Below are 26,653 nucleotides of genomic sequence, written 5' to 3'. Positions count from 1 at the left end.
AGTCGGCCGGACGGGCAGCGGAGGCAGACGAGATGATCGACGAACTGGACGTGGCGTTCGAAGAGGACGCCGAGCCGAGTGGGTCCCGGGGTAGCCACCGGAATCGGAAGGGGCGGGGCCGGTCGGCCATAGCGCTGGTCATGACCCTGCTTCTGTTCGCCGTCCTGGGCGGTGGCGTCTACTTCGGCTACACGAAGGTGCAGGACTTCTTCGTGGCCGCCGACTACGACGGCACCGGCAGCGACCCGGTCGAGGTCACCATCGCCAAGAACTCGTCGCTCACCGAGATCGGCAACGCGCTGGTCAAGGTCGACGTGGTGAAGAGCACGAAGGCGTTCGTCGAGGCCGCCGAGGCCGAGCCGCGCAGCAAGAACATCCAGTCCGGCACCTATGTGCTGCGCCGGCAGATGGCCGCCGAACACGCTGTCATCCAGCTCCTCGACCCGAACACACGGCTCAGCCGCGGCGTGACGATCCCCGAGGGCAAGACCGCCAAGCAGACCTACGAGCTGCTCGCGAAGGGCACCGGCCTCCCGGTGAAGGACTTCGAGGAGGCCGCGAAGGACCCCGTCGCGCTCGGCGTGCCCGACTGGTGGTTCAAGCGCAACGACGGCAAGCAGGTGTCCAAGACGGCCGAGGGCTTCCTCTTCCCGGACACCTACGAGTTCGACCCGAAGGCGAACGCCACGCAGGTGCTGCGGACGATGGTCGGACGTTTCCTCACGGTCACCGGCGAGATGGCGTACGCCGACGAGGTGCAGCGCAACCGCAAGGTGTCGCCCTACGAGGCGCTGATCGTCGCGTCGCTGGCCCAGGCCGAGGCCGGGGTGCCCGCCGACCTGCCCAAGATCGCCCGGGTCGCCTACAACCGGGCGTACGTCAAGGACATGGTCCTGCAGTTCGACGTGACCACGAACTACTGGCTCGAGCTGAACGGCAAGGACCCCAAGCACTCGGGCAATCTCCTGCAGAAGGAGATGGACGACCCGAAGAACCCGTACAACACCGAGGTCGTGAAGGGTCTGCCGGTCGGACCGATCAACAGCCCGGGCAAGGCGGCACTGCTCGGCTCGATGCGGCCCACGAACGGGCCGTGGCTGTTCTTCGTGGCGATCGACAAGAAGGGCAACTCCGCGTTCGCCGTCACCGACGCCGACCACCAGAAGAACGTCCAGAAAGCCTGCGCCAACGGCATCGACCTCTGCGGAAAGTAGGAGGATCGCCCGGCCCCGTAAAGTGGGCCGGGTGCAGAGCCAAGACGAGAACCCGTCCAGCGGCCGGAAGGCCGCCGTGTGCGGTAAGCCGATCGCACACTCGCTCTCCCCGGTGATCCACAATGCCGGGTTCGCCGCCGCCGGCCTGGCCGGATGGACGTACGAGGCGATCGAATGCGCCGAGTCCGAGCTGCCGGATCTGGTGGCCGGGATGGGCCCGGAATGGGCCGGCCTGTCGCTCACGATGCCGCTCAAGGAGGCCGGGCTGCGGCTGGCCACCTCGGCCTCGCCGGTCGCCATCGCGGCCGGCGTGGCGAACACCCTCGTCCGTCAGGCCGACGGATCCTGGCACGCCGACAACACCGACATCCCCGGCATGGTCCACGTGCTGCGCGAGGCCGGGCTCGGCCTGAGCCGGGGCCGGCACGCGGTCAAGGAGGCGCCTCCCCGGATAACCGTGCTCGGTGGTGGCGGCACCGCCCGGGCCGCCCTCGCGGCCGCGGCCGAACTGGGCGGCGAGACGGTCACCGTGGTGACCCGTCGTCCGGAGGCCCGCGAGGAACTGGAGCCGGTCGCCGTGGCGCTCGGACTCACCCTGACCGGTGTGGCGTGGCCGGACGCGGAGGGCGCCTTCGACGCCGACGCGGTCCTCTCCACGGTGCCCAAGGGCGCCGCCGACGAGCTTGCCGAGCGGGTGACCTGGCGTCCCGGAAGTGTGTACTTCGACGCCCTCTACGACCCGTGGCCGACACCGCTGGCCGCGTCGGCGACGAAGTACGACATCCCGGTCGTCTCCGGGCTCGACCTGCTGCTGGCACAGGCGCTCAGCCAGTTCGAGCAGTTCACGGGAGTCGACCAGGCGCCGCAGGACGCCATGTGGGTGGCTCTGGAGGAGGCCGTCCGGGCCCGGGGCTGAACGCCCCGCCGGTGTCCGCAGGACGGGATGGGGACGGCCTCGTGCCGTCCCGCCCCGGTGGCGTGCCAGACTGTTGCCGTGTTGCGCTGGCTGACTGCAGGTGAATCGCACGGACCGGCGCTCGTCGCGCTGCTCGAGGGTGTCCCCGCCGGGATCGAGGTGACGAGCGAGGACATCACCCGTGACCTCGTGCGCCGCCGCCTCGGCTACGGCCGTGGCGCCCGGATGAAGTTCGAGCAGGACGAGCTCGAGCTCATCGGCGGTATCCGGCACGGGGTGACCCAGGGCTCGCCGGTCGCGATCCGGGTCGGCAACACCGAGTGGCCCAAATGGCAGACCGTGATGGCGGCCGATCCGGTCGACGCCGAGCTGCTCGCGGCGCAGTCGCGCAACGCCCCGCTGACCCGCCCGCGGCCCGGTCACGCCGATCTGGCCGGCATGCAGAAATACGGCCACGCCGACGCCCGCCCGATCCTGGAGCGCGCCAGCGCCCGGGAGACCGCGGCCCGTGTCGCCGTCGGCGTGGTCGCCAAGAAGCTGATCAAGCAGGCGCTCGGCATCGACATCGTCTCGCACGTGATCGAGCTCGGCTCGGTCGCTGCGAAACCCGGTGTGATCCCGACGCCGGACGACTTCGACCGCATCGACGAGGACCCGCTGCGCTGCCTCGACCCCGAGGCCAGCGCCCGGATGGTGGCCGAGGTCGACGCCGCCAAGCAGGACGCTGACACGCTCGGCGGCATCGTCGAGGTGCTCGCCTACAACGTGCCGCCGGGTCTCGGCTCGCACGTGCAGTGGGACCGCAAGCTCGACGCGCGGCTCGCCACGGCGCTGATGTCGATCCAGTCGGTCAAGGGCGTCGAGATCGGCGACGGCTTCACCCAGGCCCGTTCGCGCGGCTCGGTGGCCCACGACGAGATCGTCCCGACGCCGGACGGCGTCAAGCGGGTCACCGACCGGGCCGGCGGCCTGGAGGGTGGCATCACCAACGGTGAGCCGCTGCGGGTCCGCGCCGCGCTCAAGCCGATCTCCTCGCTGAACCGGGCGCTGCAGACCGTCGACATCACCACCGGCGAGGCGACCACCGCGATCAACCAGCGGTCCGACGTCTGTGCGGTCCCGGCCGGCGCGGTCGTCGCCGAGGCGATGGTGGCGCTTGTCCTGGCCGAGGCCGCGACCGAGAAGTTCGGCGGGGACTCGGTCGCCGAGATCCGGCGTAACCTCCAGTCGTACCTCGACAACCTGATCATCCACTGATGGCACCGGTCGCGGTCTTCGTCGGCGTGATGGGCGCCGGCAAGAGCACCGTCGGCACGGCGGTCGCCGCCGAACTGGGTGTGCCGTTCGGCGACACCGACGCGATGATCGAGGAACGGGCCGGCAAACCGATCCCGGAGATCTTCGTCGACGACGGGGAACCGGCCTTCCGCGCGCTGGAACGCGAGGTCGTGGCGTCGGCGCTGGGCACGTTCGGCGGGGTGCTCGCCCTCGGCGGCGGGGCGATTCTCGACGAGGGCACCCGCAAACTGCTGGCCGGCCACACGGTCGTCTACCTGTCGGTCGAGCTGTCCGACGCGATCAAGCGGGTCGGGCTGGGCGCGGGCCGTCCCCTGCTGGCGATGAACCCGCGCGCCACCCTGAAGTACCTGCTCGACCAGCGTCGCCCGCTCTACCTGGAGGTGGCGACCCATACGGTCGCCACCGACGGCCGCGACGAGCACGACGTGACCGCCGAGGTCCTCACGCTCCTCCGCTGAGGCGGGTCTCCAGGGCCTCGATGCGTTTGACCAGCGGGGCCAGCTCGGCACGGACCGCGTTGAGCAGGGCGGGCGGCGCGGCCGGGTCACCGCTGCCGGCCCGGAGGTGGGCGTAACCGGCGAGTGCGGCGGCGACCGTGCGCCGGACGGCCTTGCCGTCGACGGCGCGCGAGCGGAGCAGTTCGCCGGCCGCGCCGTCGGGTTCCCCCGCCAGCCCGATCAGCAGGTGTTCACAACCGACGTAGTTGTGCCCGAACCCGATCGCCTCGCCGACGGCAAGCTCCAGGGCGACGGCGGCCGGCGCGCTGAACCGGAGTCCGCCGGGAGCGGCGGGCGGCTCGGGTGCGACCGGGGCGGTGAGCGACGCCGGGGTCACGTCCATCGCGTTGAGGATCTGCAGGCCCAGGTTCTGTCCCTCGGCCAGCAGGCCGTGCAGCAGGTCACCGGTGGTGACCGAGCCGGAGCCGCTCTCCCGGGCCCGGCCGGCCGCCAGGTTCAGCACGGTGACCAGGCGTGCGGTGAAACTGGGCAGGAGCTCGGCCAGGCCGGTGGGATCCACGTCGCTGAGGACCGCCTGGCGGATCGTGGTGATCCGGCGGACCGCCAGCTCCAAGGCCCGCTGGCAGATCGGGGAGACGGGCAGGCCGGTCTCGCGGACGGCGTCGGCGAGATCGTCGGGCAGGTACACGTTGATTTTCGGCATGCGTCATGTGTAACCCTGTTGGGGTCATCTGTATATAACCCCATATCCGAGGGGTGGAACGCGGGTGTGGGGGCATGAGTGCCGCCGGGCGTACGCCCTAGGGTGTGTGGCGTGGTGACGCGGATTCCGGTGACGGGTGACCGTCCATATGACGTGGTCGTCGGCCGAGGGCTGTCGGGCGAGCTACCGGCGATGATCGAGGGCGCGGCCCGGGTGGCCGTCCTGCACCCGCCCACGCTGCGGGCACGCGCCGAGGCGGTCGCCGCGGCGGCCGGTGACGCGACGGTGGTGCCGATCGAGGTGCCCGACGCCGAGCGGGGCAAGTCGATCGAGGTCGCTGCCCGGTGCTGGGACGAGCTCGGGGCCGCGGGCTTCACCCGTACCGACGTGGTCGTGGGGGTCGGGGGTGGAGCGACCACCGACCTGGCCGGATATGTGGCGGCCGCCTGGTTGCGCGGAGTTCGCTGGGTGCCGGTGTCCACCTCGGTGGCCGGCATGGTCGACGCCGCCGTGGGTGGCAAGACCGCGGTGAACATCGCCGCGGGCAAGAACCTGGTCGGCGCCTTCCATCCGCCCGCCGGTGTGATCTGCGACCTGGACGCGCTGGACACCCTGCCCGGCGAGGACATCGCGGCCGGCCTGGCCGAGGTGGTCAAGGGCGGCTTCATCGCCGACCCGCGGATCCTGGAGCTGATCGAGGCCGATCCGGCCGCGGCCCTCGACCCGCGCAGCGACGTGCTCCGCGAGCTGGTCGAGCGCAAGATCCGGGTCAAGGCACACGTGGTCGGGGTCGACCTCAAGGAGTCCGGGCTGCGGGAGATCCTCAACTACGGGCACACGCTGGGTCACGCGATCGAGCGACGTGAGAAGTACACCTGGAAGCACGGGCACGCCATCTCGGTGGGCCTGATCTTCGCGGCCGAGCTGGGCCGGCTCACCGGGCGGCTGGACGACGCGACCGCCGCGCGGCACCGGGCGATCCTGGAGTCGCTGGGGCTGCCCACGGCGTACGACTCCGAGGCCTGGACCGACCTGCTGCCCGCGATGCGCGTCGACAAGAAGGCCAGGGCGGCCACCCTGCGTTTCGTCGTCCTGGACGGCCTGGCGAAGCCGGGCATCCTGGCCGGCCCGGACGAGGACCTGCTGGAGCGCGCCTACGCGGAGGTGGCCCGATGATCTACGTGCTGAACGGCCCGAACCTGGGACGGCTGGGTCTGCGGGAGCCGGGGATCTACGGCTCGTCGACCTACAAGGACCTGGTCGAGATGTGCCAGACCGTCGCCGAGGACCTGGGCCTGACGGTCGAGGTACGGCAGACCAACGCCGAGCACCAGATGCTGGAGTGGCTCTACCAGGCGGCCGACGAGGGCGCCGACGTGGTGCTCAATCCGGGCGCGTGGACGCACTACAACTACGCCGTGCGCGACGCCTGCGCGATGCTGCGCGGCAAGCTGGTCGAGGTCCACATCTCCAACGTGCACACCCGGGAGGAGTTCCGTCACCGCTCGGTGATCTCACCGGTCGCCACCGGGGTGATCGCGGGCCTGGGCTTTGACGGATATCGCCTGGCACTGGAGCACATCGCCCGGTAGGCCCGATTCGCTCCGGACGGCTTCACGTCGGTAGACTCGTTCGGTCACCGATACGTATCAAGATCACGGTCTGAAAAACAAAGGCAGGACATGGCTTCCACCAACGACCTGAAGAACGGCTTGGTTCTCAACCTCGACAAGGAGCTGTGGTCCGTCGTTGAGTTCCAGCACGTCAAGCCCGGCAAGGGCCCCGCTTTCGTGCGCACCACGCTGAAGCACGTGCTGTCCGGCAAGGTCGTGGACAAGACCTTCAACGCCGGCACCAAGGTCGAGACCGCGACCGTTGACAAGCGCACCATGCAGTACCTGTACCAGGACGGCGACGACTACGTCTTCATGGACCTGGACACCTACGACCAGATCCCCGTCGGGGGTGCCACGGTTGGTGACAACGCCAACTACCTGCTCGCCGAGGCCGAGGTCACCGTCGCGCTGCACGAGGGCGTGCCGCTCTACATCGAGCTGCCGACCAGCGTCTTCCTCGAGGTCACCTACACCGAGCCGGGTCTGCAGGGCGACCGTTCCACCGGCGGCACCAAGCCGGCCACGGTCGAGACCGGCGCCACCGTCAACGTCCCGCTCTTCATCACCACCGGTGAGAAGATCAAGGTCGACACCCGCGACGGCCGCTACCTCGGCCGCAGCTGATGGCGGAAGGTCCCAAGAAGGAACGGCTCGCGCGCCGCAAGGCTCGTAAGCGAGCGCTGGACGTCCTTTTCGAGGCCGACCTGCGTGATCTGCCGCCGGGCCAGGTGCTGCTCACGTACCTGGACCGGATCGCCAAGCCGCACCCCGAGCACCTGGAGTACTCGAAGACCCTGATCGACGGTGTCGCCAAGCACCTCGACCGGATCGACGAGCTGATCGCCAGTTACGCCGAGGGCTGGACGATCGACCGGATGCCCGCGATCGACCGCAATCTCGCCCGGATCGCGGTCTACGAGCTGCTCTTCGAGCCGGACGTGGACGATCCGGTGGCGATCACCGAGGCGGTCGAGCTGGCGAAGGAGATGTCGACCGACGACAGCCCGCGTTTCCTCAACGGGCTTCTCGACCGGATCGCGGCTTTCGCCACCCGCTGAACGCTTTTTCGAGAAACGGCCCGGATCCTTGGGATCCGGGCCGTTTCTTCTTGGCAGGCGTATTGCAATGGCGAAAGCCCGCGTCGGGGCGACGCGGGCTTTACGGGGGGCGCTACATTCTGTTGCTGATTTTGTTCAGTGCTGCCGGCTCAAAAATTCAGCTGGCGAAAAACGCGCGCGGGTCGGCGACCAGAACACCCTGCTCGGTCAGGCGCTCGATGAGGCCGGACGGCGAGATGTCGTAAACGATGGCGAGCGCGCGCAGGTCGTCGGCCCGGATCGAGAGGACGCGACCGTTGTAGTCGCCACGCTGCTGCTGGATCGCACGTGCGTACCGCGCCACGTAGGCGAGGTCCTCACCCGTGGTGTCGTACAGCTTCTCGAGGTCAAGCACGATCTTGTTGGTGGCCTCGAGCCGGATGCCACTGCCGTCGGGCAGCAGCTCGGAGACGGGCACACGGTAGAAGTCGGCCAGTTCGGCCAGACGCGACACGGTGACGGCACGGTCGCCCCGCTCGTAGGAGCCCACCACGACCGCTTTCCAGCGGCCGTTGGACTTCTCTTCGACGCCCTGCAGGGACAGGCCCTGCTGCTGGCGGATGGAGCGCAGGCGAGCGCCAAGCGACTTCGCGTACTCAGACGGCATACGGACACTCCCGGTACTGTGCTGGCCCGGAGGGTTCTTTCCTCGCGGATCGCTACGCTGCGTGACGGTACGGAGTTTGCGACCGCCGGTCAAGTGTTGGTTACCGATGAGTCGCGCGGGCCCGCACCAAAGTTACCGACTGTATCCCTAGACGGTGGGATTTGTCCGGTCTGCTCCAGTCAGGCACGTCACCATGGTCATCGCTGCGTCCGCTGGTAACGTAGCGTCGACCGACATCCTTTAACGACCCGTCCCGTGAGGCGGGGAAGGAGGTCCGCCGTGGCACAACCACGCGCTGACACACCCAGCAAGATCATTTTGGCGGAGTCCGACCTGCATCGGGTCGTCGACCGAATCGCCCACCAGATCCTCGAGAAGACCTCCGGCGCCACCGGGACCGTGCTGCTCGGCATCCCGACCCGCGGCGTCCCGCTGGCCCACCGCCTCGCCGCGCGGATTCACGCCTTCGAGGGCGTCGAGGTGCCGGTCGGCTCGCTGGACATCACGCTCTACCGCGACGACCTGCGGCTCAAGGCCACCCGCGCGCTCGGCCGTACCGAGCTGCCGCCCGGCGGCATCGACGGCCTGCGGGTCATCCTCGTCGACGACGTGCTCTTCTCCGGCCGCTCGGTGCGTGCCGCCCTCGACGCCCTCAACGACGTCGGCCGGCCCAGCTCGGTGCAGCTCGCGGTGCTGGTCGACCGCGGTCACCGCCAGTTGCCGATCCGCGCCGACTACGTGGGCAAGAACATCCCGACCGCGCTCAGCGAGAGCGTCAAGGTGACCCTCACCGAGACCGACGGCGCCGACGAGGTCAAGCTGCTCGGAGGTCTCTCGTGATCAAGCACTTGCGCTCCGCCGCCGACCTGGACGCCGCGACCGCCACGCTGATCCTGGACACCGCGGGCGAGATGGCCGCCCTCTCCGGCCGCGAGGTCAAGAAACTGCCCGCGCTGCGCGGCCGGACCGTGGTCAACCTGTTCTACGAGGACTCGACCCGGACCCGGATCTCGTTCGAGGCGGCCGCCAAGCGGCTCTCCGCCGACGTCATCAACTTCTCCGCCAAGGGCTCCAGCGTGTCGAAGGGCGAGAGCCTCAAGGACACCGCGCTGACCCTGCAGGCGATGGGCGCGGACGCCGTGGTCATCCGGCACTCGGCCAGCGGCGCGCCGCACCGGCTGGCGAACTGGGTGGACGGTTCGGTCGTCAACGCCGGCGACGGGACGCACGAGCATCCGACCCAGGCGCTGCTGGACGCGTACACCATGAGGTCTCGCCTGGGTCGTCTCGACGGCCTGAAGGTCGCGATCGTGGGTGATGTGCTTCACAGCCGGGTGGCCCGTTCGAACGTCCTGCTGCTCACCACCCTCGGCGCGCAGGTCACCCTCGTCGGCCCGCCCACGCTGATCCCGCTCGACGTGGCCGCGGCGCTCGCCGAGAAGACCCAGGTCTCCTACGACCTTGACGCGGTACTGCCGGACAGTGACGTGGTGATGATGCTGCGCGTGCAGACCGAGCGGATGCAGGACTCCTATTTCCCCTCGGCGCGCGAGTACAGCCGCCGCTACGGGCTCGACGTGGCCCGGATGAAGAAGTTGCCGGAGCACGCGATCGTCATGCACCCCGGCCCGATGAACCGCGGGATGGAGATCGCGCCCGAGGTGGCCGACTCGCCCCGCTCCACGATCGTCGAACAGGTCGCCAACGGCGTCAGCGTCCGGATGGCCGTCCTCTACCTGCTGCTGGGAGGCAAGTGATGGCGTACCTGCTCAAGGGCGTCTCGATCCTCGGTGCCGAACCGACCGACCTGTACATCGCCGACGGCGTGATCTCGGCTCCGGTCGAGAACGCCGAGGTCGTCGACGCGGCCGGTCTGGTCGCGCTGCCCGGCCTGGTGGACGTGCACACCCACCTGCGCGAGCCCGGCCGGGAGGACGCCGAGACCGTCGAGACCGGCTCCCGCGCCGCGGCCCTGGGCGGCTACACGGCGGTCTGCGCCATGGCGAACACCTCGCCGGTCGCCGACACCGCCGGCGTGGTCGAGCAGGTCTGGCGGCTGGGCCGGGAGGCCGGCCTGGTCGACGTGCAGCCGATCGGCGCCGTCACGGTGGGCCTGGCCGGCAAGCAGATGGCCGAGCTCGGCGCGATGGCCAGCTCGGCGGCGAACGTGCGGATCTTCTCCGACGACGGCTTCTGCGTGGCCGACCCCAAGCTGATGCGCCGCGCCCTCGAGTACGTGAAGGCGTTCGACGGCGTCATCGCCCAGCACGCCGAGGAGCACCGGCTCACCGAGGGCGCCCAGATGCACGAGGGCGAGGTGAGCACCCGGCTCGGCCTGACCGGCTGGCCGGCGGTCGCCGAGGAGGCGATCATCGCCCGCGACGTGCTGCTGGCCGAGCACGTCGGCAGCCGCCTGCACGTCTGCCACGTCTCCACCGCCGGTTCGGTCGAGGTGCTGCGCCAGGCCAAGGCGCGCGGTGTCCGGGTGACGGCCGAGGTCACTCCGCACCACCTGCTGCTGACCGACGAGCTCGCGGCCGGTTACGACCCGGTCTTCAAGGTCAACCCCCCATTGCGTACGCGCAGCGACGTCGAAGCCCTGCGCAAGGCCCTGCTGGACGGCGTGATCGACGTGGTCGCCACCGACCACGCCCCGCACGCCGTGCAGGACAAGGAATGCGAGTGGGCGCACGCCCGGCCCGGCATGCTCGGCCTCGAGACGGCGCTGCCGATCGTGCTGAGCATCTACGGCCCGCAGTGGGAGCTGATCGCCGACCGGATGTCGCGGGCCCCGGCCCGGATCGCCGGTCTGACCGGGCACGGCGGTGACCTGACCGTCGGCAGCCCGGCGAACCTCACGCTGGTGGACCCGTCCGCCCGCCGGGTCGTCGACCCGTCGGAGCTGGCGAGCCGCAGCCGCAACACGCCGTACGCGGGTATGACCCTGCCCGGTCGCATCGTCGCGACCTTCCTGCGGGGCGAGGCCACCGTACTGGACGGGAAGGCAGTCAAATGAGCAAGGCGATCCTCGTGCTCGAGGACGGTCGCACGTTTCACGGCAGCGCGTACGGCGCGGTGGGGGAGACGTTCGGCGAGGCGGTGTTCACCACCGGCATGACCGGTTACCAGGAGACGCTGACCGACCCGTCGTTCCACAAGCAGGTCGTGGTGCAGACCGCCCCGCAGATCGGCAACACGGGCGTCAACGACGAGGACGACGAGTCGGACCGCATCTGGGTCTCCGGCTACGTGGTCCGCGACCCGGCCCGCCGCCCGTCCAACTGGCGCTCCACCGGTGACCTCGGCGACCGGCTCAAGGCCGAGGGCGTCGTCGGCATCAGCGGCGTCGACACCCGGGCCCTCACCCGCCACCTGCGCGAACGCGGCGCCATGCGGGTCGGTGTGTCCAGCGTCGACCTCGATCCGCGCTCGCTGCTGGAGCGGGTCAAGGGAGCGCCGCAGATGCTCGGTGCCGACCTTTCAGCCCAGGTCACGACGCCTGAGCGCTACACGGTCCAGGCCGACGGCGAGCACCGTTACACGGTCGCCGCGCTCGACCTCGGCATCAAGCGCAACGTCTCGCGCCGCCTGGCCGCGCGCGGCGTCACCACCCACATCTTCCCGGCGAGCTCCTCGATCGAGGACCTGCTCGCGGTCGGCCCGGACGCGGTGTTCTTCTCGCCCGGCCCCGGCGACCCGGCGACGGCCGACGGCCCGGTCGCGCTCGCGCAGGAGGTCATGCGCCGCCAGGTGCCGCTCTTCGGCATCTGCTTCGGCAGCCAGATCCTCGGCCGCGCGCTCGGCTTCGGCACCTACAAGCTGGGGTACGGCCACCGCGGCATCAACCAGCCGGTGCTCGACAAGACCACCGGCAAGGTCGAGGTGACCAGCCACAACCACGGTTTCGCCGTGGACGCACCCGTAGGCGAGCGGATCGACACCGAGTTCGGCGGTGTCGAGGTCTCGCACGTCTGCCTCAACGACAACGTGGTCGAGGGCCTGCGGGGCCTGGAGGTCCCGGCTTTCACCGTCCAGTACCACCCCGAGGCCGCCGCCGGCCCGCACGACGCCGACTACCTCTTCGACCGGTTCGTCGAGCTCGTGGAAAAGAAGGGCTGAGTTCAGTGCCGAAGCGTGAGGACATCAAACACGTCATGGTGATCGGGTCCGGCCCGATCGTCATCGGCCAGGCCTGCGAGTTCGACTACTCCGGCACCCAGGCCTGCCAGGTGCTGCGGGCCGAGGGCATCCGGGTCTCGCTGGTCAACTCGAACCCGGCCACGATCATGACCGACCCGGAGTTCGCCGACGCCACCTACGTCGAGCCGATCACTCCCGAGTTCGTCGAGCTGGTCATCGCCAAGGAGCGCCCCGACGCGATCCTGCCGACCCTGGGCGGCCAGACCGCGCTGAACACCGCGATCGCCCTGCACGAGGCCGGCGTCCTGGAGAAGTACGGCGTCGAGCTGATCGGCGCCAACGTCGAAGCCATCCGCAAGGGCGAGGACCGGCAGCTCTTCAAGGACATCGTGGCGCTCGCGGGTGGCGAGACGCCGCGCTCGCGGGTCTGCCACTCGATGGACGAGGTCCGCGCCACGGTCGCCGAGATCGGCCTGCCGGTCGTCATCCGGCCGTCTTTCACCATGGGCGGCCTCGGCTCGGGCATGGCCCACACACCGGAGGACCTGGAGCAGATCGCCGGCGCCGGCCTGGCCGCCTCCCCGGTGCACGAGGTGCTCATCGAGGAGAGCGTGCTCGGCTGGAAGGAGTACGAGCTCGAGCTGATGCGCGACAAGCACGACAACGTCGTGGTGGTCTGCTCGATCGAGAACATCGACCCGATGGGCGTGCACACCGGCGACAGCGTGACCGTGGCCCCGGCCATGACGCTGACCGACCGTGAGTACCAGAAGCTGCGTGACCTGGGCATCGCCGTGCTCCGCGAGGTCGGCGTCGACACCGGTGGCTGCAACATCCAGTTCGCGATCAACCCCGACGACGGCCGGATGATCGTGATCGAGATGAACCCGCGGGTGTCCCGCTCGTCGGCGCTGGCGTCGAAGGCCACCGGCTTCCCGATCGCCAAGATCGCGGCGAAGCTGGCCATCGGCTACACCCTCGACGAGATCCCCAACGACATCACGCTCAAGACCCCGGCCGCCTTCGAGCCGGCCCTCGACTACGTGGTCGTGAAGATCCCGCGGTTCGCGTTCGAGAAGTTCCCGGGCGCGGACAAGGAGCTCACCACCACGATGAAGTCGGTCGGCGAGGCGATGAGCCTGGGCCGCAACTTCGCCGAGGCGCTCAACAAGGCCATGCGCTCGATGGAGACCAAGGCCGCCGGGTTCTGGACCGCGCCGACCTTCACCGACGTCGACGAGGCCCTCGAGGCGCTGAAGATCCCGCACGACGGCCGGCTCTACACGGTCGAGGCCGCCCTGCGGCTCGGCGCGACCGTCGAGCAGGTGCACACGGCTTCCGGGCGGATCGACCCGTGGTTCCTCGACGAGATCCAGGCGCTGGTCGACCTGCGGGCCGAGATCCTGGCCGCCCCGGTCCTCGACGAGGAGCTGCTGCGCCGGGCGAAGCGGTCCGGTCTGTCCGACCGGCAGCTCGCGGCGCTGCGGCCGGAGCTGGCCGGTGAGGACGGGGTGCGCGCCCTGCGCCACCGGCTCGGCCTGCGGCCGGTCTACAAGACCGTCGACACCTGCGCCGCCGAGTTCCAGGCGAACACGCCGTACCACTACTCGTCCTACGACGACGAGACCGAGGTCGCGCCGAGCGACCGGCCCAAGGTGATCATCCTGGGCTCGGGACCGAACCGGATCGGGCAGGGCATCGAGTTCGACTACTCGTGCGTGCACGCCGTACAGGCGTTGCGAAGCGGCGCCGCATTGAGCTCTGCCGCTGCGTCCGATTCCGCCGCCGAAGGCGTCGGCTACGAGACGGTCATGATCAACTGCAACCCGGAGACGGTGTCGACCGACTACGACACCGCCGACCGGCTCTACTTCGAGCCGCTGACCTTCGAGGACGTCCTCGAGGTGTTCCACGCCGAGGACAGCTCCGGCAAGGCGGCCGGCGGCCCCGGTGTGATCGGCGTGATCGTCCAGCTCGGCGGGCAGACCCCGCTCGGCCTGGCGAACCGGCTCAAGGCGGCCGGCGTCCCGATCGTCGGCACCAGTCCCGAGTCGATCGACCTGGCCGAGGACCGCGGCCTGTTCGGCGCGCTGCTCGCCGAGAACGGCCTGCGCTCGCCGGACCACGGCACCGCCACCAGCTTCAGCGAGGCCAAGGCGATCGCCGACACGATCGATTACCCGGTCCTGGTCCGCCCGTCGTACGTGCTGGGTGGCCGGGGCATGGAGATCGTCTACGACGAGCCGACCCTGAAGGGCTACATCGAGCGGGCCACCGAGATCTCGCCGGACCACCCGGTGCTGGTCGACCGGTTCCTCGACGACGCCATCGAGATCGACGTGGACGCGCTCTGCGACGCGACCGGCGAGGTGTACCTCGGTGGCGTCATGGAGCACATCGAGGAGGCCGGCATCCACTCCGGCGATTCGGCCTGCTCGCTGCCGCCGATCAACCTGGCCGCGCCGCACATCGCCGAGGTGCGCCGCTACACCGAGGCTCTCGCCCGGGGCATCGGCGTGCGCGGCCTGATGAACGTGCAGTACGCGCTGAAGGACGAGGCGCTCTACGTCCTGGAGGCGAACCCGCGGGCCTCGCGGACCGTCCCGTTCGTCTCCAAGGCGACCGCCGTCCCGCTGGCCAAGGCGGCGGCCCGGATCATGCTCGGCGCCACCATCGCCGACCTGCGCGCCGAGGGCATGCTGCTGCCCACCGGTGACGGCGGGACCGTGCCGCCGAACGCGCCGATCGCGATCAAGGAGGCGGTGCTGCCCTTCAAGCGGTTCCGCACCCTGTCCGGCAAGAACGTGGACAGCCTGCTCAGCCCGGAGATGAAGTCGACCGGCGAGGTGATGGGCATCGACGCCGGCTTCGGTCAGGCGTTCGCCAAGTCGCAGGCCGCCGCGTACGGCTCGCTGCCCACCAGCGGCAAGGTGTTCGTGTCGGTCGCCAACCGGGACAAGCGCTCGATGATCTTCCCGGTGAAGCGGCTCGCCGACCTGGGCTTCACGATCGTCACCACGGCCGGGACCGGCGAGGTGCTGCGGCGGTACGGCATCGACTGCGAGGTCGTGCCGAAGCACTACGAGGACCCGGGCAAGCGCAACGCGGTCGAGCTGATCCTGGCCGGCGAGATCTCGCTGATCATCAACACCCCGCAGGGCTCGGGCGCCAGCGCCCGCCTCGACGGGTACGAGATCCGCAGCGCCGCCGTGACCGCCGACGTGCCGAGCATCACCACTGTCCCGGGCGCTGCCGCCGCCGTGATGGGCATCGAGGCGCTCCGGGCCGGGGACATGACCGTCCGGCCGCTCCAGGAGTTGCACAAGCTGCTGCGCGGCGGTGAATCGTGAGTCTGTTCACGAAGGTCGCCCGGCCGGCGCTGTTCCGGCTGGGCGACGGTGACGCCGAGCACGCCCACGAGTGGACGCTGGACCGGCTCGCGAAGCTGCCCGCGCCCGCCCTGGCCGCCATGCGCCGCTGGTACGGCTTCTCCAACCCGGTCGAGGTCTTCGGCGTCCGCTTCCCGAACCGGGTCGGCCTGGCCGCGGGCGTCGACAAGAACGGACTCGCCCTGCGCGCGTGGCCGGCGCTCGGCTTCGGCTTCGTCGAGGTCGGCACGGTCACCGCCAAGCCGCAGCCCGGCAACGACAGGCCGCGCCTGTTCCGGGCGAAGGCCAGCGAGGGCATCGTCAACCGGATGGGCTTCAACAACGCCGGTGCGACCGCCCTGGCCGACCGCCTGGCCGAGCTCGGCCCGCTGGACGTGCCGCTGGGCATCTCGCTCGGCAAGTCCAAGGTCACGCCGCTGGAGGACGCCGTCGAGGATTACCTGACGTCCTACCGGCTGCTGCACCCGTACGCGGACTACATCGCGGTCAACGTCTCCTCGCCGAACACCCCGGGCCTGCGCAGCCTGCAGGACAAGGACTCGATCTCAGGCCTGCTCAAGGCGCTGGCCGGTCCGGTCCCGGTGCTCGTCAAGATCGCTCCCGACCTGACCGAGCCGGCCATCGCCGAGCTGCTGGAGGTCTGCCTGGACCACGGGGCGGCCGGGATCATCGCCACCAACACGACGCTGTCGCGCGACGGGCTGGATCCGGCCGATCAGCACCTGGAGGGCGAGGCCGGTGGGCTCTCCGGAGCGCCGCTGACCGCGCGGGCCCGTGAGGTGGTCCGGTTCGTGCACACCGAGTCCGGCGGGAAGCTGCCGATCATCGGGGTGGGCGGGATCATGTCGGCCGACGACGCGTCCCGGATGCTCGACGCCGGGGCAGCCCTGGTGCAGCTCTACTCCGGCTTCATCTACCGGGGTCCGGACCTGGTCCTGGAGGTCGCCCGGGGCGCCCGCCCGTCGCGGGCGGCAGCGGCGCGATGAGCCCGGCCGGGCGCGACCCCGTTGCGCTCGGCCCGTCGTCCGGCCTCGCGAGGCCGGACGACAGTGGCGCGGCGGATCTGCTCGGGCCGCCGTCCGGCCCTGCCGGGCCGGGCGGCGGCGGCGGCGCGGAGCATCTGCTGGCGCTCGACCGGGCGCACGTCTGGCATCCCTACGGGCCGATGCCCGGGCGCGGCGAGCCCTACCTGGTGGAGAGCGCCGAGGGCGTGCGGCTGCGACTGGCCGACGGCCGGGAGCTGGTGGACGGGATGTCGTCCTGGTGGGCGGCCATCCACGGCTACCGGCACCCGGTCCTGGACGCGGCGCTGGCCGATCAGGCCGGGCGGATGAGCCACGTCATGTTCGGCGGGCTCACCCACGAGCCCGCGATCCGGCTGGCCGCCGAGCTCGTCGAGATCACCCCGGCCGGTCTGGAGCACGTGTTCCTCTGCGACTCCGGTTCGGTCGGCGTCGAGGTGGCGATCAAGATGGCGCTCCAGGCCCAGCGAGCCCTCGGGCGGCCGGAACGGCGGCGTCTGGCGACCTGGCGTGGCGGCTATCACGGTGACACGTTTCACCCGATGAGCGTCTGCGACCCGGTCGGTGGCATGCACTCGCTCTGGACCGGGGTGCTGCCGGCGCAGGTTTTCGCCGGGCCGCCTCCCGCGGAGTGGGATGAGGGTTACGCCACCGCGCTCACCGGCATGATCGAGCGGCACTCCGGTGAGATCGCCGCGGTGATCGTCGAGCCGGTGGTCCAGGGCGCGGGCGGGATGCGGTTCCACCATCCGGAGTACCTGCGGGTGCTGCGCGAGGCGACCGCGGCGCACGGCATCTTCCTGATCTTCGACGAGATCGCGACCGGCTTCGGCCGGACCGGGCGGTTCTTCGGAGCCGATCACGCCGGTGTCAGCCCGGACATCATGTGCCTGGGCAAGGCGCTGACCGGGGGATACCTGACCCTGGCGGCGACTCTGTGCACGGCTGAGGTGGCCGCGGCGATCTCGGCCGGGGAGGGTGGCGGGCTGGCGCACGGCCCGACCTTCATGGGCAACCCGCTCGCCTGTGCCGTCGCCGGGGCCTCTCTGCGGCTCCTGAAGGCAGGGGACTGGGCTCTGCGCGTACCGGAGATCGAAAAGTCGTTGAAAGCCGGTCTGGAGCCGCTTCGGGGGGCGCCAGGGGTCGTTGACGTGCGCGTCCTGGGCGCGATCGGCGTCGTGCAGCTGGACCGGCCCGTGGACATGACGAAGGCCACCGCCGCAGCGGTCGCCGAGGGGGTCTGGCTGCGGCCGTTCCGGGACCTGATCTACACCATGCCGCCGTTCGTCACGGACGACGCCGACGTGGCCCGCATTACCGCGGGAATCGCCGCCGCGGTGGCGGCTAGCTGACACGGAAGAGGTAAAGCTGATGGAAACGTTTGGCGAACGGCTTCACGCGGCGGTAGCGGAGCGTGGTCCCCTGTGCGTCGGGATCGACCCGCACGCCGCGCTGCTGGCCCGCTGGGGGCTCTCGGACGACATCGCCGGCCTGGAACGCTTCGCCCGTACGGTCGTCGACGCCTTGGCCGATCGGGTGGCCGTACTGAAGCCACAGTCCGCTTTTTTTGAGAGATTTGGGTCACGTGGCGTCGCGGTTCTTGAGTCAACTATCCGACAGTCGCGGGAAGCCGGCGCGATCGTCCTGCTCGACGTGAAACGTGGCGACATCGGCTCGACGATGGCGGCGTACGCCGACGCGTATCTGAATCCGGCGAGTACTCTCCGTGCTGACGCGATTACTGTGAGTCCTTACCTGGGAGTGGGATCTTTGCAGCCGGCGTTCGACCTGGCGGCCACTCACGGAGGTGGAGTCTTCGTCCTGGCACTGACCTCGAACCCCGAGGGCGCGTCCGTGCAGCACGCCGTCGGAGCCGGTGGAAAAACCGTCGCGCAAACCGTGATCGATGAGATTTCCCAGGTCAACGCGGGTGTGAAGCCGCTTGGAAGTCTCGGGCTCGTCGTCGGCGCGACGATCGGCGACACCGGTCACGACCTCTCCGCGGTCAACGGACCGCTGCTCGCTCCGGGCCTCGGAGCACAGGGTGGAACGCCCGATGACCTGCGCGCGGTCTTCGGCGAGAGCCTGCACAACGTGTTGCCCTCGTACTCACGCGAAGTTCTCGCGGCCGGCCCGGAGATCGGCGAATTGAGGGCCGCAACGGACCGCGTTCTGGCCGGCGTGCGGACCGCGCTCGGGTGAAACGGCCTGCTTAGCAGGCCCGCGATGAGCCGGGACCGGGGTACCCCCACGTTGCCGAAACCCGGATTGACCGCTAGTTTTCCCGGCGCCGGGAACCATATGCCCCTTCGGTTCCATGGCACACCACGTTTCACAGAAGCGCCGGTATTGAACTACCGCCGCTCAGGGACCTGAGGAGAACTGGTGCCGCTCCCGTCATTGAGCCCCGAACAGCGTGCTGCTGCGCTGGAGAAGGCCGCGGAAGTTCGCAAGGCTCGGGCTGAGCTGAAGGAACAGCTCAAGTCCGGCAAGACCACCCTCGCCGCCGTGCTCGAGCGCGCGGAGGCTGACGAGGTCGTCGGCAAGCTGAAGGTTTCGGCCGTGCTTCAGGCGCTGCCGGGCATCGGCAAGATCCGTGCGACCCAGATCATGGAGAAGCTGAAGATCGCTGAGAGCCGCCGGCTCCGGGGTCTCGGCGACCAGCAGCGCAAGGCCCTCCTGGGGGAGTTCGCTGCGAACTGACTCATGGGCTCGTGTAGGAATGAGCCGTGAGCATGGATGACGACGCGCAGCCGGCGGCCCGCCTCACTGTTCTTTCCGGCCCTTCCGGGGTCGGAAAGGACAGTGTGATCGAGCTGATCCGGCTGCGCTCGCCGTGGATCAAACTCTCGGTGTCGGTGACAACACGCAAGAAACGCGACTACGAGACCGACGGCGAGCACTATCACTTCGCAACCAGGGCCGAGTTCCAGCGGCTGATCGACGGCGGTCAGCTCCTGGAGTGGGCCGAATTCGCGGGCAACCTCTACGGCACGCCCCGCGCGCAGGTCGAGGGCTGGCTCCGGGAGGGCCGGCCCGTTTTGCTGAAGATCGATCTGCAGGGCGCACGGCAGGTCCGTGCGGCCATGCCGGACGCCCAGCTGGTCTTCCTGGCCCCACCGAGCGTCGAGGAGCTCCAGCGCCGCCTGATCGGCCGGGGGACCGACGACGAGGAGACGATCAAGCGTCGTCTCGCGCACGCCGACGAGGAACTGGCCGCCGAGGCCGAGTTCGACGTCACCGTCGTGAACGACTTCGTCGAACGTGCCGCGGATGAGCTGGTAGGATTGCTCGGTTCGTTATACCTGGCACACGAGCATTAAGGACTTCACCAAAGTGGGAACCATCGCGAACCCCGAAGGAATCACCAACCCGCCGATCGACGAGCTGCTCGACAAGACCTCGTCGAAGTACTCGCTGGTGATCTTCGCGGCCAAGCGCGCCCGCCAGGTCAACGCCTACTACAGCCAGCTCGGTGAGGGCCTCCTGGAGTATGTGGGACCGCTCGTCGAGACCACGCCGCAGGAGAAGCCGCTCTCCATCGCCATGCGCGAGATCAACGCGGGCCTGCTGACCGCCGAGGCGACCGACAACCCTTGATCTGAAACCGATCCGATGATCCCGCGTCCCGTCATTCGGGCGCGGGATCAATTGTTATCCGAGGTGGTTCCGTGCCGATGAGTAACCCGTGACGGAGATCGTGCTGGGTGTGGGCGGTGGGATCGCCGCCTACAAGGCGTGCGAACTGCTGCGCCTGTTCACCGAGTCCGGCCACGGCGTCCGGGTGGTTCCGACCGATTCGGCGCTGAAGTTCGTCGGCGAGCCCACCTGGGCGGCCCTCTCCGGGCGGCCGGTCGCCACGGGTGTCTGGGACGACGTGCACGAGGTGCCGCACGTGCGGATCGGCCGGGCCGCGGAGCTCGTCGTGGTGGCTCCGGCGACCGCCGACCTGCTGGCCAAGGCGGCACACGGCATCGCCGACGACCTGCTCACCAACACGCTGCTCACGGCCACCTGCCCGATCGTGTACGCGCCGGCCATGCACACCGAGATGTGGGAGAACCCGGCGACGCGGGCGAACGTGGCCACCCTCCGCGAGCGCGGTGCGATCGTGATCGAGCCGGCTGTCGGCCGTCTGACCGGCAAGGACACCGGCAAGGGGCGGCTGCCCGATCCCTCGTCGATCTTCGAGACCGCTCTGCGCGTACTCAAGCGGGGTCTTGACCTTGATCTTGCCGGTCGGCATGTCGTGGTGACCGCCGGTGGCACGCGCGAGCCGCTCGACCCGGTCCGCTTCCTGGGCAACCGCTCCTCCGGCAAACAGGGGTACGCGCTGGCCAAGGCCGCCGTGGCACGTGGCGCGAGGGTGACACTCGTCTCGGCGAACGTCTCGCTTCCCGACCCCGCGGGGGTGGATCTCGTGCGGGTCGGCACCACCGAGGAGCTGCGCAAGTCCACCGTCGAGGCCGCCGCATCGGCCGACGCGGTCGTCATGGCGGCCGCGCCCGCCGACTTCCGCCCGGCGTCGGTCGCCGAGCAGAAGATCAAAAAGACCGGTGACGGTACGCCCGGCGCGATCACCCTGGTCGAGAACCCGGACATCGCCGCTGAACTGGGCGCGGCCAAGCGCCCCGGCCAGATCCTGGTCGCCTTCGCGGCCGAGACGCACGACGCCCTGGAGAACGCCCGTGGCAAGCTGGTCCGCAAGCGCGCGGACCTGATCGTCGTCAATGAGGTCGGCGTCGGCCTGGTGTTCGGGCAGGACAGCAACACCGTCACCCTGCTGGGGGCGGACGGCTTCACCGCCACTCACGGGGAACTACCCAAAGACGATGTGGCCGATATGATTTTGGATCAAGTCGCCGCCCGCCTGGACGCCCAGGTCGGACACGCTCAGCACCCCTGACTACACTTCCGCGTTACCTTGTATTCGACAAATCTGAGGAGCACCGTGGCACGCCGCCTGTTCACCTCCGAGTCGGTCACGGAAGGCCACCCGGACAAGATCGCTGACCAGATCAGCGACGGGATTCTCGACGCCCTGCTCGCGCAGGACCCGCGGAGCCGCGTCGCGGTGGAGACCCTGATCACCACGGGCCAGGTGCACGTGGCGGGCGAGGTCACCACGCAGGCCTACGCCGACATTCCCAAGATCGTGCGGGACACGATCCTGGCGATCGGTTACGACTCGTCGAAGAAGGGCTTCGACGGCGCCTCCTGCGGCGTGAGCGTCTCCATCGGCTCGCAGTCGCCCGACATCGCGCAGGGCGTCGACAGCGCCATCGAGCTGCGCGAGGGTGACTCCGAGCACGTCCTCGACTCGCAGGGCGCCGGCGACCAGGGCATGATGTTCGGCTTCGCCTGCTCCGAGACGCCCGAGCTGATGCCGCTGCCGATCGCGCTCGCGCACCGCCTGGCCCGCCGCCTGTCGGCCGCGCGTAAGGACGGCACGATCCCCTACCTGCGTCCCGACGGCAAGACCCAGGTCACCATCGAGTACGACGGCCTGCGTCCCGTGCGTCTCGACACGGTCGTCGTGTCGTCGCAGCACGCCGCCGACATCTCGCTCGAGTCGCTGCTCACGCCGGACGTCCGCGAGCACGTCATCGCGCCCGAGCTGGAGGGCCTCGGCCTCGACGCCGAGGGCTACCGCCTCCTGGTGAACCCGACCGGCCGCTTCGAGATCGGCGGCCCGATGGGCGACGCCGGCCTCACCGGCCGCAAGATCATTGTGGACACGTACGGCGGATACGCCCGTCACGGCGGCGGTGCCTTCTCCGGCAAGGACCCGTCGAAGGTGGACCGCTCCGCGGCGTACGCCACCCGCTGGGTCGCCAAGAACGTCGTGGCCGCCGGCCTGGCCGAGCGCTGCGAGGTGCAGGTCGCCTACGCGATCGGCAAGGCCCACCCGGTGTCGCTGTTCGTCGAGACGTTCGGCACCGAGAACGTGCCCGTCGAGCGGATCGAGAAGGCCATCAAGGACGTCTTCGACCTGCGCCCGGCCGCCATCATCCGCGACCTGGACCTGCTGCGCCCGATCTACCAGCAGACCGCGGCGTACGGCCACTTCGGCCGTGAGCTGCCGGACCTCAAGTGGGAGAGCACCGACCGTGCTCAGGACCTGAAGAACGCCGCGTCCTGAGGTTGTCGCCGTTGAGGCGCCCGATCCCTTCGGGGGTGGGCGCCTCTTCGTTTTCGCTCTTCCCGCCCCTTTGTCTCGTGGCCCCGCCGTGTTTGTCTCGCCACTTTGCCGCTTCTGCCGTGCGGCGCCCGCTGCTTTGTCGCGCCGTTCCCGCAGTTTTGCAGCCGTTCCCGCTCTTTGTCTCGCCGCCTTGTCTCGGCCGCGCTCGCTCCTGCGTTTGATCGATCGGCTGTGGCTTGTGCCCTCTTCCCGGCGCGGGAAGCAGCCATTGCCCACAGCCGGGCCCGGAAAAGCGGTCAGAATGATCGTCCAGCACGGGGTCGTTGCGGTTTCACCGGTTCGTCCACAGCTGCCTCGGCCCTTTCTCGGCGACGAGATCGCGGACTCGATTGAACTCGGCGAGGCGGGTTTGCGTGTTTGTTCGCATGAGTCTCATGGGTGGTTCCGGCGGCTACGCTCCGGAGATGACGGCTGTCCAGGGTGAACGGGTGATCGTCGTCCGCCACGCCATGCCGGCGGTCGATCCGCAGGTGCCGGCCGAGGAATGGCAACTCGCGCAGGAGAGCCGGGTAGCGGCCCGCCTCATGCGGCTGCACGTCTGCCATCCGGCCTACTACGTGACCAGCACCGAGCCGAAGGCCGCGCAGACCATGCAGGAGATCGCCGGCGCCCAGCGGGTCGTCCGCGATGCGGGCCTCGCCGAGGTGCATCGCCCGCACGTATGGTTCACCGACGAGGGCTACCAGGCTGCCGCGGAATCGTACGCGCGAGGTGGCTGCCCCGAGGGCTGGGAACCGCGCGACCAGGTGATCGGCCGGTTCGACGCCGCGGTCGTACGCCATGCGGCCGCCGCCGCCGAACAGAACCGCACCCTGGTCATCGGCACCCACGGCCTGGCGCCGACCGTGTGGATGGCCAGCCGTTACCGTCTCGCCACGGACCCGGCCCGCTTCTGGGCCGATCTTCGCTTTCCGGACATCGTCGAGATCGACCTCCGCGAGCGGACGGTGACCTGCCTGACGCACTGACCACCCGGTCGTCCGGTCGCTCGGACGCCCGGTCGTCCAGTCCTGGGAAAGAACGTTCTGTCTCTCGCGTCACCGGGCGGCCGGGCGGAAATGTCATAGGGGCCGGGCAGAATGTTCGGCGATGGGGACCAAGGGTGGACGTGCGGAGCGGGAGCCGGCTGAGCGGCTGCCGGTCGCCCGTGTGTGCGTCGACGTGCCGCTCGCGCATCTTGACCGGCCGTTCGACTATCTGGTCTCCGCGGCTGACGACGAGGCGGCGCAGCCGGGCGTCCGGGTCAAGGTGCGATTCGCCGGGCAGCAGGTCAGCGGATTTCTGTTGTCCCGGGTCGAGTCCAGTGACCACGGCGGCAAGCTGGCCTACCTGGAGAAGGTCGTTTCGCCGGAACGGGTGCTCGACCCGGAGATCGCGGCGCTGGCCCGAGCGGTTGCTGATCGCTATGCGGGCAACCTGGCCGACGTGCTGCGGCTCGCGGTGCCGCCTCGTCATGCTCGGGTCGAGTCCCAGACTGCGCCGGCGAATCCAGGCGAGGGCGCCCCTGCGAACCCGGCAGTCTCGAGTTCCGGCGATGCGCCCGGCCCTGCTGTGGCCGCCGCGGATACCGCCGGGTCCGGTGCGGTCGATCCTGACACGCCGGCCGACTCGGGTGCGCCTGCTGGATCGGATTCCCCGGGAGCCGGCTCGGACGAGCCGGGCGGCTCGGGTTCTGAGCGATCGCCGGTCCCGGCCGTGCCGGGTTCGGGGGGTGGGGCGGGTGGTGACCTCGCCGGCATCCGGGAACCGGCGGCCGGCGGGTGGGATTCGTATCTTGCCGGGGCGGCCTATCTGCGAGCTCTGCGGGACGGGCGGCCCGCCCGGGCGGTCTGGTCGGCACTGCCGGGGGAGGACTGGCCGGCCCGGATCGCCGAGGCGGCCGCGGCCACCGTTCGGGGCGGGCGCGGCGTGGTGATCGTCGTCGCCGACGCACGGGATCTCGAGCGGGTCGACCATGCGCTCCGGGAGACGCTCGGCGAGGGGCGGCACGTCGCGCTCAATGCGGCGCTCGGGCCGTCGGAACGCTACCGGCGGTTTCTGGCGGCCAGCCGGCATCAGGTTCCGGTGGTGGCCGGGACCCGGGCGGCGATGTGGGCGCCGGTGCCCCGGCTGGGGCTCGTCGTGGTCTGGGACGACGGAGACGATGTGCACGCCGAGCCGCGTGCGCCCTACCCGCACGCCCGGGATGTGCTGCTGACGCGCGCCCGGCTGGCCGACTGTGCCGCGCTGGTGGGCGGCTTCGCACGGACCGGTGAGGGGCAGCTGCTCCTGGAGACCGGCTGGGCCCGTGAGATCGTCGCGGACCGGGCCGTGCTCCGGCGCCGGTCGCCGGCGATCGCGCCGACCGGGGACGACTTCCAGCTGGCCCGCGATCCGGGCGCGGTGGTCGCCCGGCTGCCCAGCCTGGCCTGGCAGTCCGCGAAACAGGCGCTGCAGGCGGGCGCGCCGGTGCTGGTGCAGGTGCCACGGCGCGGCTACCTGCCGTCGGTGGCGTGTGCCGAGTGCCGCACCCCGGCCCGCTGCCCGAGCTGTTCCGGGCCGCTCGGGCTGCACGGCGCGCGGGACGTGCCGGTCTGTCACTGGTGCGGGCGGGCGTCGGCCGACTACGCCTGCCCCAACTGTCATGATCGGCGCCTGCGGGCCTCGGTGATCGGCGCACGGCGTACGGCTGAGGAGCTGGGAAGGGCTTTTCCAGGATTCACGGTACGCACGTCGGGACGCGAGCAGGTGCTGAGCGAGGTGCCGGCCGAGCCCTCCGTCGTGGTGTCGACGCCGGGGGCCGAGCCGGTGGCCGCGGGCGGGTTCGGGGCGGTGCTCCTGCTCGACACGTGGGCGCTGCTGAGCCGGGCCGATCTGCGGGCGGCCGAGGAGACGATGCGGCGGTGGCTGAACGCGGCTGCCCTGGCTCGCCCGGCGCACGAGGGCGGGCGTGTGGTGGTGGTCGCGGACGGGTCGCTGGCGCCGGTGCAGGCGCTGGTCCGCTGGGATCCGGGCTGGTTCGCCGCTCGTGAGCTGGCGGAGCGGCGTGATCTCGGGTTCCCGCCGGCGGCGCGGATGGCGAGTGTGACCGGTCAGGCGGCCGCGGTGGCCGAGCTGTTGTCGCTGGCCCGCCTGCCGGACGGCGCCGAGGTGCTGGGCCCGGTCCCGGCCGCCGACGAGCAGGAGCGGATGCTGCTGCGGGTCACCCGGTCGCGGGCGGCGGATCTTGCGCACGCCCTGCACGAGGCGGCCGGAGTACGCAGTGCTCGCAAGGCCGCCCTGCCGGTGCGGATCCAGGTCGATCCCGCGGATCTGTTCTGATGTGCCGGGAGGCGCCGTGCCGACAGCCCGGGCCGCTGCTGTCACCCACAGCGTTGCGTGGGTCACTCCGTAGACTGGTCAGGTGCCGCCCACCAGAGTCAGGAGTCTCACCGCGTGACCGTTCAGCCCATCCGTCTTTTCGGTGATCCGGTGCTGCGCACGCCGGCCGACCCCGTCGTCGACTTCGACAAGGAACTGCGCAATCTCGTCAAGGACCTGATCGAGACGATGCAGGACGAGGGCGGCGCCGGCCTGGCCGCGCCGCAGCTCGGTGTCGGCCTGCGCGTCTTCAGCTTCGACATCGACGACGTGGTCGGGCACATCGTCAACCCGGTGCTCTCCTTCCCCGACGAGGAGGAGCAGGACGGGCCCGAGGGCTGCCTGTCGATTCCGGGCATCTACATCGACACCAAGCGCCGGCAGAACGTGGTCGCCAACGGTTTCAACGAGTTCGGCGACCCGGTCCAGGTGGTCGGCACCGGCCTGATGGCGCGTTGTGTGCAGCACGAGACCGACCACCTCGACGGCGTGCTCTTCCTGGACCGGCTGGACGCCGCGGCCCGCAAGGACGCGATGAAGCAGATCCGTTCCGCGGACTGGTATGACGCGGCCAAGCCGCCGACCATCAAGGACAGCCCGCACGGCCGCGGGGTCTTCGGTTCCGGCCTCTTCAGTCCGGGCCGGTGATCG

26 protein-coding genes are annotated in these 26,653 nt (G+C 70.1%); 24 read left to right on the top strand and 2 right to left on the bottom strand.

Translation table 11 applies throughout. The features are described 5' to 3' along the window. Positions 1 to 32 precede the first annotated feature (32 nt). From mltG to CLV67_RS30405, 4 genes are all read left to right on the top strand, one after another. Positions 33 to 1,214 (top strand): endolytic transglycosylase MltG, encoded by a 1,182-nt coding sequence (mltG, locus tag CLV67_RS30420; RefSeq protein WP_106324489.1) that lies wholly within the window; start codon positions 33 to 35, stop codon positions 1,212 to 1,214. Positions 1,215 to 1,245: 31 nt separating this feature from the next. Beyond that, positions 1,246 to 2,130, top strand: coding sequence for a shikimate dehydrogenase (locus tag CLV67_RS30415; RefSeq protein WP_106324733.1), 885 nt, complete (start codon positions 1,246 to 1,248; stop codon positions 2,128 to 2,130). A gap of 78 nt (positions 2,131 to 2,208) precedes the next feature. Next, positions 2,209 to 3,387: a chorismate synthase gene (aroC, locus tag CLV67_RS30410; protein WP_106324488.1), complete on the top strand. Its 1,179-nt coding sequence runs from the start codon at positions 2,209 to 2,211 to the stop codon at positions 3,385 to 3,387. After that, positions 3,387 to 3,887 (top strand): shikimate kinase, encoded by a 501-nt coding sequence (locus CLV67_RS30405; RefSeq protein ID WP_106324486.1) that lies wholly within the window; start codon positions 3,387 to 3,389, stop codon positions 3,885 to 3,887. The genes aroC and CLV67_RS30405 overlap by 1 nt, the downstream gene beginning before the upstream one ends. On the opposite strand, the gene CLV67_RS30400 is transcribed toward CLV67_RS30405, so the two are convergent. Further along, on the bottom strand, positions 3,871 to 4,590 hold the full coding sequence (locus CLV67_RS30400) for a Clp protease N-terminal domain-containing protein (protein WP_106324484.1): 720 nt from the start codon (positions 4,588 to 4,590) through the stop codon (positions 3,871 to 3,873). The two genes, CLV67_RS30405 and CLV67_RS30400, sit on opposite strands and share 17 nt — an antisense overlap. Positions 4,591 to 4,692: 102 nt before the next feature. On the opposite strand from CLV67_RS30400, the gene aroB reads away from it, so the two are divergent. From aroB to nusB, 4 genes are all read left to right on the top strand, one after another. Further along, positions 4,693 to 5,766 carry a 3-dehydroquinate synthase gene (gene aroB / locus CLV67_RS30395; protein WP_106324482.1) on the top strand — a complete coding sequence of 358 codons (1,074 nt, stop codon included), beginning with the start codon at positions 4,693 to 4,695 and terminating at the stop codon, positions 5,764 to 5,766. Next, on the top strand, positions 5,763 to 6,182 hold the full coding sequence (aroQ, locus tag CLV67_RS30390) for a type II 3-dehydroquinate dehydratase (protein WP_106324480.1): 420 nt from the start codon (positions 5,763 to 5,765) through the stop codon (positions 6,180 to 6,182). The genes aroB and aroQ overlap by 4 nt, the downstream gene beginning before the upstream one ends. 90 nt (positions 6,183 to 6,272) lie before the next feature. Then, positions 6,273 to 6,830, top strand: a complete 558-nt coding sequence (gene efp, locus CLV67_RS30385; protein ID WP_106324478.1) for an elongation factor P — start codon at positions 6,273 to 6,275, stop codon at positions 6,828 to 6,830. Then, positions 6,830 to 7,264: a transcription antitermination factor NusB gene (gene nusB, locus CLV67_RS30380; protein ID WP_106324477.1), complete on the top strand. Its 435-nt coding sequence runs from the start codon at positions 6,830 to 6,832 to the stop codon at positions 7,262 to 7,264. The genes efp and nusB overlap by 1 nt, the downstream gene beginning before the upstream one ends. A 157-nt stretch (positions 7,265 to 7,421) precedes the next feature. Here the strand turns inward: nusB and bldD are convergent, their stop codons facing one another. Then, positions 7,422 to 7,910, bottom strand: coding sequence for a transcriptional regulator BldD (bldD, locus tag CLV67_RS30375; protein WP_014446326.1), 489 nt, complete (start codon positions 7,908 to 7,910; stop codon positions 7,422 to 7,424). Positions 7,911 to 8,165: 255 nt separating this feature from the next. On the opposite strand from bldD, the gene pyrR reads away from it, so the two are divergent. The 16 genes from pyrR to def all read left to right on the top strand — a co-directional run bounded on the left by pyrR (position 8,166) and on the right by def (position 26,650). After that, a complete protein-coding gene (pyrR, locus tag CLV67_RS30370) occupies positions 8,166 to 8,750 on the top strand; it encodes a bifunctional pyr operon transcriptional regulator/uracil phosphoribosyltransferase PyrR (RefSeq protein WP_373873178.1) in 585 nt (194 codons plus the stop codon). Next, positions 8,747 to 9,667 carry an aspartate carbamoyltransferase catalytic subunit gene (locus CLV67_RS30365; protein ID WP_106324473.1) on the top strand — a complete coding sequence of 307 codons (921 nt, stop codon included), beginning with the start codon at positions 8,747 to 8,749 and terminating at the stop codon, positions 9,665 to 9,667. The genes pyrR and CLV67_RS30365 overlap by 4 nt, the downstream gene beginning before the upstream one ends. Further along, positions 9,664 to 10,926 (top strand): dihydroorotase, encoded by a 1,263-nt coding sequence (locus CLV67_RS30360; protein WP_106324471.1) that lies wholly within the window; start codon positions 9,664 to 9,666, stop codon positions 10,924 to 10,926. The genes CLV67_RS30365 and CLV67_RS30360 overlap by 4 nt, the downstream gene beginning before the upstream one ends. Continuing rightward, positions 10,923 to 12,029, top strand: coding sequence for a glutamine-hydrolyzing carbamoyl-phosphate synthase small subunit (gene carA / locus CLV67_RS30355; protein WP_106324468.1), 1,107 nt, complete (start codon positions 10,923 to 10,925; stop codon positions 12,027 to 12,029). The genes CLV67_RS30360 and carA overlap by 4 nt, the downstream gene beginning before the upstream one ends. A gap of 5 nt (positions 12,030 to 12,034) precedes the next feature. Beyond that, on the top strand, positions 12,035 to 15,400 hold the full coding sequence (carB, locus tag CLV67_RS30350; RefSeq protein WP_106324466.1) for a carbamoyl-phosphate synthase large subunit: 3,366 nt from the start codon (positions 12,035 to 12,037) through the stop codon (positions 15,398 to 15,400). Beyond that, the gene (locus CLV67_RS30345; RefSeq protein ID WP_106324464.1) at positions 15,397 to 16,425 is read left to right on the top strand and encodes a quinone-dependent dihydroorotate dehydrogenase; all 1,029 of its coding nucleotides are present in this window, start codon (positions 15,397 to 15,399) and stop codon (positions 16,423 to 16,425) included. Before carB ends, CLV67_RS30345 begins: the two co-directional genes overlap by 4 nt. Further along, a complete protein-coding gene (locus tag CLV67_RS30340) occupies positions 16,422 to 17,813 on the top strand; it encodes an adenosylmethionine--8-amino-7-oxononanoate transaminase (protein WP_106324462.1) in 1,392 nt (463 codons plus the stop codon). The genes CLV67_RS30345 and CLV67_RS30340 overlap by 4 nt, the downstream gene beginning before the upstream one ends. A gap of 19 nt (positions 17,814 to 17,832) precedes the next feature. Beyond that, positions 17,833 to 18,663, top strand: coding sequence for an orotidine-5'-phosphate decarboxylase (gene pyrF, locus CLV67_RS30335; RefSeq protein ID WP_106324460.1), 831 nt, complete (start codon positions 17,833 to 17,835; stop codon positions 18,661 to 18,663). Positions 18,664 to 18,846: 183 nt separating this feature from the next. Then, positions 18,847 to 19,164 carry an integration host factor, actinobacterial type gene (mihF, locus tag CLV67_RS30330; protein ID WP_093613818.1) on the top strand — a complete coding sequence of 106 codons (318 nt, stop codon included), beginning with the start codon at positions 18,847 to 18,849 and terminating at the stop codon, positions 19,162 to 19,164. 32 nt (positions 19,165 to 19,196) lie between these two features. Next, the gene (gene gmk, locus CLV67_RS30325; protein ID WP_106324458.1) at positions 19,197 to 19,784 is read left to right on the top strand and encodes a guanylate kinase; all 588 of its coding nucleotides are present in this window, start codon (positions 19,197 to 19,199) and stop codon (positions 19,782 to 19,784) included. A 13-nt stretch (positions 19,785 to 19,797) separates the two neighbouring features. Then, the gene (rpoZ, locus tag CLV67_RS30320) at positions 19,798 to 20,061 is read left to right on the top strand and encodes a DNA-directed RNA polymerase subunit omega (protein ID WP_015623990.1); all 264 of its coding nucleotides are present in this window, start codon (positions 19,798 to 19,800) and stop codon (positions 20,059 to 20,061) included. An 88-nt stretch (positions 20,062 to 20,149) separates the two neighbouring features. Then, the gene (gene coaBC / locus CLV67_RS30315; RefSeq protein ID WP_106324456.1) at positions 20,150 to 21,367 is read left to right on the top strand and encodes a bifunctional phosphopantothenoylcysteine decarboxylase/phosphopantothenate--cysteine ligase CoaBC; all 1,218 of its coding nucleotides are present in this window, start codon (positions 20,150 to 20,152) and stop codon (positions 21,365 to 21,367) included. A 45-nt stretch (positions 21,368 to 21,412) separates the two neighbouring features. After that, on the top strand, positions 21,413 to 22,603 hold the full coding sequence (gene metK, locus CLV67_RS30310; protein ID WP_106324454.1) for a methionine adenosyltransferase: 1,191 nt from the start codon (positions 21,413 to 21,415) through the stop codon (positions 22,601 to 22,603). Positions 22,604 to 23,067: 464 nt separating this feature from the next. Beyond that, on the top strand, positions 23,068 to 23,631 hold the full coding sequence (locus CLV67_RS30305) for a histidine phosphatase family protein (RefSeq protein ID WP_146169351.1): 564 nt from the start codon (positions 23,068 to 23,070) through the stop codon (positions 23,629 to 23,631). A gap of 121 nt (positions 23,632 to 23,752) precedes the next feature. Further along, positions 23,753 to 25,963 (top strand): primosomal protein N', encoded by a 2,211-nt coding sequence (locus CLV67_RS30300; RefSeq protein ID WP_170154064.1) that lies wholly within the window; start codon positions 23,753 to 23,755, stop codon positions 25,961 to 25,963. Between the two features lie 114 nt (positions 25,964 to 26,077). Next, on the top strand, positions 26,078 to 26,650 hold the full coding sequence (gene def / locus CLV67_RS30295) for a peptide deformylase (RefSeq protein WP_106324450.1): 573 nt from the start codon (positions 26,078 to 26,080) through the stop codon (positions 26,648 to 26,650). The last annotated feature ends 3 nt before the right edge of the window (positions 26,651 to 26,653 follow it).

This window comes from Actinoplanes italicus (genome assembly GCF_003001815.1).
GTDB lineage: Bacteria > Actinomycetota > Actinomycetes > Mycobacteriales > Micromonosporaceae > Actinoplanes > Actinoplanes italicus.
Note: the sequence above shows the minus strand (reverse complement) of the source record. Positions and strands in the feature narration are given on the sequence as shown.

What these genes read in the sequence shown, in the direction of transcription:
- CLV67_RS30405 (WP_106324486.1), top strand. Translation starts at nt 3,387, where the DNA reads ATGGCACCGGTCGCGGTCTTCGTCGGCGTGATGGGCGCCGGCAAGAGC.
- mltG (WP_106324489.1), top strand. Translation starts at nt 33, where the DNA reads ATGATCGACGAACTGGACGTGGCGTTCGAAGAGGACGCCGAGCCGAGT.
- aroQ (WP_106324480.1), top strand. Translation starts at nt 5,763, where the DNA reads ATGATCTACGTGCTGAACGGCCCGAACCTGGGACGGCTGGGTCTGCGG.
- bldD (WP_014446326.1), bottom strand. Translation starts at nt 7,910, where the DNA reads ATGCCGTCTGAGTACGCGAAGTCGCTTGGCGCTCGCCTGCGCTCCATC.
- pyrF (WP_106324460.1), top strand. Translation starts at nt 17,833, where the DNA reads ATGGAAACGTTTGGCGAACGGCTTCACGCGGCGGTAGCGGAGCGTGGT.
- carA (WP_106324468.1), top strand. Translation starts at nt 10,923, where the DNA reads ATGAGCAAGGCGATCCTCGTGCTCGAGGACGGTCGCACGTTTCACGGC.
- CLV67_RS30340 (WP_106324462.1), top strand. Translation starts at nt 16,422, where the DNA reads ATGAGCCCGGCCGGGCGCGACCCCGTTGCGCTCGGCCCGTCGTCCGGC.
- nusB (WP_106324477.1), top strand. Translation starts at nt 6,830, where the DNA reads ATGGCGGAAGGTCCCAAGAAGGAACGGCTCGCGCGCCGCAAGGCTCGT.
- CLV67_RS30400 (WP_106324484.1), bottom strand. Translation starts at nt 4,590, where the DNA reads ATGCCGAAAATCAACGTGTACCTGCCCGACGATCTCGCCGACGCCGTC.
- CLV67_RS30300 (WP_170154064.1), top strand. Translation starts at nt 23,753, where the DNA reads ATGGGGACCAAGGGTGGACGTGCGGAGCGGGAGCCGGCTGAGCGGCTG.
- CLV67_RS30305 (WP_146169351.1), top strand. Translation starts at nt 23,068, where the DNA reads ATGACGGCTGTCCAGGGTGAACGGGTGATCGTCGTCCGCCACGCCATG.
- efp (WP_106324478.1), top strand. Translation starts at nt 6,273, where the DNA reads ATGGCTTCCACCAACGACCTGAAGAACGGCTTGGTTCTCAACCTCGAC.
- gmk (WP_106324458.1), top strand. Translation starts at nt 19,197, where the DNA reads ATGGATGACGACGCGCAGCCGGCGGCCCGCCTCACTGTTCTTTCCGGC.